Below are 1206 nucleotides of genomic sequence, written 5' to 3' on the forward strand. Positions count from 1 at the left end.
TGTATTAGTTCTGACTAGATCTGACACTTCAATTTGAAATGAAGAGAGTTACCCACTTTGATTAAAGGTGCTGAATCCGTAATCAAAGACAATAAGAGGTAACTCTCATGCTTCATACTAGCAATCCAATCATTAAACACAAAGCTGGCCTTCTCAATCTTGCAGAAGAACTCGGCAATATATCCAGAGCCTGTAAGGTCATGGGCGTCTCCAGAGACACTTTCTATCGTTATCAAGAGTTAGTCGAGACTGGTGGTATCGATGCACTTATTAATCAGAGCCGTAGAACACCAAACTTGAAGAATCGTGTCGATAGTGAAATTGAACAGGCTGTTCTCAAGTACGCCATTGATTTCCCTGCTCACGGACAAGTCAGAACAAGCAATGAACTACGTAAACTGGGTGTGTTTATCTCCCCAAGTGGCGTTCGCTCAATCTGGCTTCGTAATGATCTAGAGAACTTCAAGAAACGCCTTATCGCACTGGAGAAGCAGGTCGCTGAGAACGGTATCATCTTAACTGATGAGCAAGTTGCCGCCCTTGAGCGCAAGAAGCTCGATGATGAGGTTTGTGGTGAGATAGAAACAGCACATCCAGGTTATCTCGGCTCTCAAGACACTTTCTATGTTGGCAATTTGAAAGGTGTTGGACGCATCTATCAACAAACCTTCGTTGATACCTACAGCAAAGTCGCCTTTGCCAAGCTCTACACAACAAAAACACCGATCACCGCTGCTGATATGTTGAATGACAAAGTTCTACCGTTCTTCGAGGCTCAGGAGCTACCAATGCTTAGAATTTTAACTGACCGAGGCACTGAATACTGCGGTCGAGTCGAGCAACACGATTACCAGCTTTATTTAGCGATCAATGATATCGACCACACCAAGACTAAGGCCATGTCGCCACAAACAAACGGGATCTGCGAGCGCTTCCACAAGACCATATTGAATGAGTTCTACCAAGTGACGTTCAGAAAGAAACTGTATAGTTCGATGGAAGAGTTACAGAAAGATCTGGACGAATGGATGGACTACTACAACAATCATCGTACCCATCAAGGAAAAATGTGCTGCGGCAGAACGCCAATAGAAACATTAGAGGATGGGAAATCAATCTGGGCAGAGAAGAATCTAGCTCAGATATAATCTGACAGGCACCGAGTTGAAAAGTGGGTAACTGTCAGATCAGGTCTGAATTAGTACA

At 43.9% G+C, this 1206-nt stretch carries 1 protein-coding gene; it reads left to right on the forward strand.

Annotated features, from left to right (window positions below; genetic code table 11):
* The first annotated feature begins 107 nt into the window (after positions 1-107).
* On the forward strand, positions 108-1148 hold the full coding sequence (locus L6J37_RS21190; protein WP_192017845.1) for an IS481 family transposase: 1041 nt from the start codon (positions 108-110) through the stop codon (positions 1146-1148).
* Positions 1149-1206 lie beyond the last annotated feature (58 nt).

It is taken from the genome of Photobacterium sp. WH77, assembly GCF_022014395.1.
In the GTDB taxonomy this organism is placed as follows: Bacteria; Pseudomonadota; Gammaproteobacteria; order Enterobacterales; family Vibrionaceae; genus Photobacterium; species Photobacterium arenosum.

Bases quoted from the DNA above. Each gene is read 5' to 3' on its own strand.
- L6J37_RS21190 (WP_192017845.1), top strand. From the start codon at position 108: ATGCTTCATACTAGCAATCCAATCATTAAACACAAAGCTGGCCTTCTC.